This window comes from Leptolyngbya sp. FACHB-8, from assembly GCF_014695575.1.
Classification (GTDB): Bacteria; Cyanobacteriota; Cyanobacteriia; order Elainellales; family Elainellaceae; genus Vacuolonema.
Genome location: NZ_JACJOO010000002.1, coordinates 1 through 4,327, shown reverse-complemented (window position 1 = coordinate 4,327; position 4,327 = coordinate 1). Strand labels below are relative to the sequence as shown.

Annotated in this window: 3 protein-coding genes; 1 reads left to right on the top strand and 2 read right to left on the bottom strand. The window is 49.3% G+C overall.

What is annotated here, in order from left to right:
- Nucleotides 1-2,102: 2,102 nt before the first annotated feature.
- On the top strand, nt 2,103-2,249 hold the full coding sequence (locus tag H6F91_RS00030; protein ID WP_190772093.1) for a hypothetical protein: 147 nt from the start codon (nt 2,103-2,105) through the stop codon (nt 2,247-2,249).
- Nucleotides 2,250-2,764: 515 nt separating this feature from the next.
- Here the strand turns inward: H6F91_RS00030 and H6F91_RS00025 are convergent.
- Both H6F91_RS00025 and H6F91_RS00020 read right to left on the bottom strand, forming a co-directional pair.
- Nucleotides 2,765-3,145 (bottom strand): SLOG family protein, encoded by a 381-nt coding sequence (locus tag H6F91_RS00025; RefSeq protein WP_190789168.1) that lies wholly within the window; start codon nt 3,143-3,145, stop codon nt 2,765-2,767.
- 384 nt (nt 3,146-3,529) lie between these two features.
- Nucleotides 3,530-4,183, bottom strand: a complete 654-nt coding sequence (locus H6F91_RS00020; RefSeq protein ID WP_190789167.1) for a DNA N-6-adenine-methyltransferase — start codon at nt 4,181-4,183, stop codon at nt 3,530-3,532.
- Nucleotides 4,184-4,327: the final 144 nt, after the last annotated feature.

The following is a 4,327-nucleotide window of genomic DNA, read 5'->3' as shown; positions in this document are numbered from 1 at the left end:
AGAGGCTTATCGGTTCGGCTGTGAGTTGATTGAGCAGGGGGTGCCAACAATCATCAGTGTCTCGAAACAACAGTATAGGGTGTGGGTTAGCCTAAGGAATCCTTTAGCTACGATATTTATCGCTTCATAGCTCTCTACTCTTAAGGGCAGATAGCGCCTCTTGAGTAATCCTATCCGCCTCCAGATTTCTCCAGCCCATTACCTCACGTAAAGGCAGCAAATCCACGAAGGGGTAGGGAGGGCAGCGATCGCGGAATCCTTTAAGTACCTATAGGGTGTGCTGCTGTCGATTGATGGCGGTTTTCTTTGTCTATGCTCCAATCCCAATAGGCTTGATTCCCCCCACCCCGCATCAGCTCACAGGATGTGGGCTTTTTACTACCGACACCGCACCACCACCTAACGCCTCAACCACTGCCGCTGGTTGTTGTGGAGAGCGACATTCATCGGTGGAATAATGAGGACGGATACAATCTGATACAAACAACCGCCCGCCCTCCTAGGGGCGGTTTTTTTATTGGGAGCGTTGGCGATCGCCGCCATTCGACAATGCCAGCAGCATAGGCCAAATATCCACGCACCCCTCGATGGTGAGCTTTCTTTTGGCGATCGCCTAGCTGGTGGCTCTGTTTACTTGTTCTTGCCTAACCTCTAAATAGCTAACAACCCCGTCTAACGACTTGAAAGCCATTGATTGCCAGGTTTTTGCATTGGTTAAAGTGTAATGCTGACCGTGCTTCATTTGCCCCACAGAAAAATAATAGCCAAGCGTAAGGGCTACACTTGCTGCACTGCACGTTGAATTGTTCATTGAAGTAGATGCTATCAACAGGGCACATTTTTAAGTGTGGCAAGCAGGAGTTCCTTTTCCCATCCGCTAAGAATGCACCGTCTGATGCACAGATGGCGGATGCTTTGATTACAACTGGAGAAGGCGAATTGTTTCTCTCCGCACCACTACTTAATGCTCTTCGTCTGCCGCTCCGATGTGCTGGTGAATCTGCTGTAGAGCCGCATGGGTGAAATGGGAGGATGAATTTAGGTGAAGATAATTCACGCCCTGGCATTACTGCAGGGCGTTTTTTTGTTGGCGATCGCCATCCATGCAACAATTCCAAAAGACGAAGATCTTGATTTCCGCCCGCATTGCCTCACAGGATGCGGGCTTTTGCTTGCTATTGTCGCACATGAGAAGGTTCCAAGCAGTTTTCACTCTTGAACTGTTATGGGTATCCGTGTCCTCAACGGCCACCCATATTTTTGGAAGCCCTATACAGCAAAGCTTACAGCTCTTACATGCTGGGGATTTCCCCACATCTTCCCCCAATCCCTGTATTCGCCCATCGTGTTCATCGCAAGCTGAGCACGATGGCTTTAGGTTAGCGTAAGAATAGAGGCGGGCTAAGCCCGCCTCACTTGCAAGAATGTCTAGGCAGTTATCTGTCCAATTTGGACACATGCGATCGCCGGAGAAACTAAGCCAGTGCCTGTTGAGGTTGTTTCCCTATCAACGGCGTTTTTTTGATGAGCTATTTTTCTCTGTTTTTTGGAAGAGTGCCTTAGCCGTAATCCCTGTAAGACTGCTTAGAACTCGTCACAACTGACGAAGCAAGGAGTTGTAACCATGCCGCCGATGTCAACGGCGGCTTTTTGCTGCACCCTACCCCCATGCCACAATCCGAATAATCTTGATTCCGCCCGCATTGCCTCACAGGGTACGGGCTTTTGCTTGATACTGCATCACTATCTATCCCCTCGACCACTCCCGCTAATGTGCGGGTGACTCGGCTGTGGTTGGTTGCCAGTGGAGGTAGCAGGATCGAATAAAGGTATACACGACCCTGGCTCTGGCTACGCGGTCAGGGCTTCTTGTTGAGGTTGTTCTTATTTAAGGGTGAAGCTTTTAGGCCGTAGCAGCCTCTTTTATAGATAGGAGGAAACTTCTAAAGCTGCTACCCCGCATCAACGACAAGTGAAGCGGGTTTTTGTTTGCTGGTTACTGTGCACGCTGAGGTGGACTGCTGGGGGCGATCGCTTAGGTGGCTTGATCTATTTCTTCTCCCTTCCGGGTTCTGCAGCCCTTCTGCTTGTTTGCGACGTTGATGAACCACCGCCCTCTGAGCCCGGGTAAAGGCGGTGCATTGATCATCAGCTTCTGCTCTCTCAGCTCCTATGACCGGGGGCAAGCAGCTGCTCGTGGTAGCGACGACACTACCTTGCTGGAAGATTTCTACTATTCAAGTCTCTAACCTATCTAAAACAACAAATTCCTCGGGGTTTGAGACCTAAATTTCCTCAGTTTCTCAAGCGGAAGCGATTGCTGAGTTTACTGCTGTAGCAGAAATCAAAATATTCTCCAGAGAAGCATTCTCACTTGTACCGATGTTAGACAAATGAGTCTAGATTCTCAGAACTTTTGTCAACTACTCCTAGAGCTTTTGCTAAGAGCCTTGTTAGAAAACCTTTAAGGTGAAAAGTTTATAAAAATGGAATTTTGAGATTGATTTTTGCAAACCCGCTCAACCCCTTGAAAAATGGGAAAAGTTGCCTCGAAAACGCTCGCTAGAACTACAATTAATTTCTGATTTTGTAAGGACGATCGCTACCCTTATTTCCCCTAGAACCTATCTGTTAATTTCGGGCAGGTAAGTTCTATCTAGCCAGATCGAACAGATAGCGTTACCTGGAAAAATGGATGGTACTTTGGCTCTTGCCAAAGGATACCAAGAAAAAATGGGGTGGAAAGCTATGGATGGGTTAAGCGTCAGGCTTCGGGGCGATCGCTCTCACACCTAATGAGCCTAATTTCCAACCCTTTGATTGTTGCTGTTCTGAGCATATCCTCTGCATTTCGTGATTTTCCATCCCAGAGCAGCACGCAGGCATCCGCGTTATCCGCCATTAGTTCGTTTTGCTTTGTTCGAGCAACCTTGCCGTAGCGTATCCATTCACCAGGGTAGCGATGTACCTCTAAACTCATTTCGGCTGCGTACCGTTCCCCTAGCTTGTCAGCATTAGATGCGCAACCAGAAACGATTGCCACGTCCGGTAGTCGATTGGATAGAAGATGATTGAGGCGATTGCGTAATAGCTCATAGTCCTTGAAGGCACGAGTGCCAGCAATAATTACGCGATAAGGGGGCATTAGTGATCTCCTCTCTTCTTCTTCTGCTTACCCCAACTAATCCCCGCTCTAGCAAAAGCCATCAAAACTTTCCCATCTGCCGCTACTGCGCCCCATAGAGATCCTTTCTATTTAGGCATCGCTTACCTGTGGCTGCCCGTAGGTTGTCCCAGTCTCGGAGTTCCTGATCCTCTCGGTTAATTGGCATGGCGATCGCCTTCCCCTGGCTAAACTCAGCATTAGTTTAGCGAGTGTAATATAAGGGAAGTTATATTCCCAGTAATACTGGTTTGGCATAAAACTTGGCTTACAGTAACGATAATTGTGGTTATCTGTTCCTTAAGATTTTCCTGTAATCCTTTCAGCGCTTAGATTTGTGTAAAAATTGTGCGCTGCATTTAGGTTTTACACAAACTGTTGGCGATCGCCATCATTCCCAGTGACGGCTAGGTTCATAAACTCATGATGGAAAGCGTCTGAATTAGGGCCAAGATAGTAAACCACCGTGTCATGTCCTACGCCCTTCTGTGGCTTCCCATTAGCACCTGCTGGGGCATGGTTAACCCGTCCTAGTACCACCCGAGGGAATCTCTTCGCTTCCAGTGCCTGAATACCACTGTTACCGGATGCTCTCAGCCACAATACCGCCTGGTGAACATTGCCAGCTTTGTACTCGGCGATCGCCCGCTCGATCCACGCGGATGCTCCGTAAACTTTCACTGGCTTGCTCTTGCGCTGGCCGTAGGGAGGGTTCAGCCACATTCGTCCCTTCCAGGGCTGCACCATGCCGTCCTGTTCCTGGGTGTAGTAAGTAGCGGCCTGAATCCAGCCCTGCGCCTCTGGGTTGCTCGCTGGGTCGAGGTCGATGCCACCCATGACGCGCCTGGCTCGCTCTACCCATTCAGCCAGTGTGTACCACTCGTTTGAGTCGCTGGAGTGCTGGATGTTGGGCAGTTGCAGTCCTAGCCGTTTGGCAGTGGAGGCGATCGCATCTGCTTTCTTTATCAGGGCTACAATACGCTTCTGCAACCGATGGATCTCCTTGCCCCGTTGCTGCATTTCCCGCAGCTCCCCCCAGACTTCCTTACTAGGCCTGATTGAAGCGACGCTGTCACCAGATGCAATTAGCCCTAATTCGGAGCCTGAAACAACATAAATTCGTTACTTGGCCGAGGCTAATGTGGAAAATGACGGCATTTTTTA

Bases quoted from the DNA above. Each gene is read 5' to 3' on its own strand.
- H6F91_RS00020 (WP_190789167.1), bottom strand. From the start codon at position 4,183: ATGCAGCAACGGGGCAAGGAGATCCATCGGTTGCAGAAGCGTATTGTA.
- H6F91_RS00030 (WP_190772093.1), top strand. From the start codon at position 2,103: ATGAACCACCGCCCTCTGAGCCCGGGTAAAGGCGGTGCATTGATCATC.
- H6F91_RS00025 (WP_190789168.1), bottom strand. From the start codon at position 3,145: ATGCCCCCTTATCGCGTAATTATTGCTGGCACTCGTGCCTTCAAGGAC.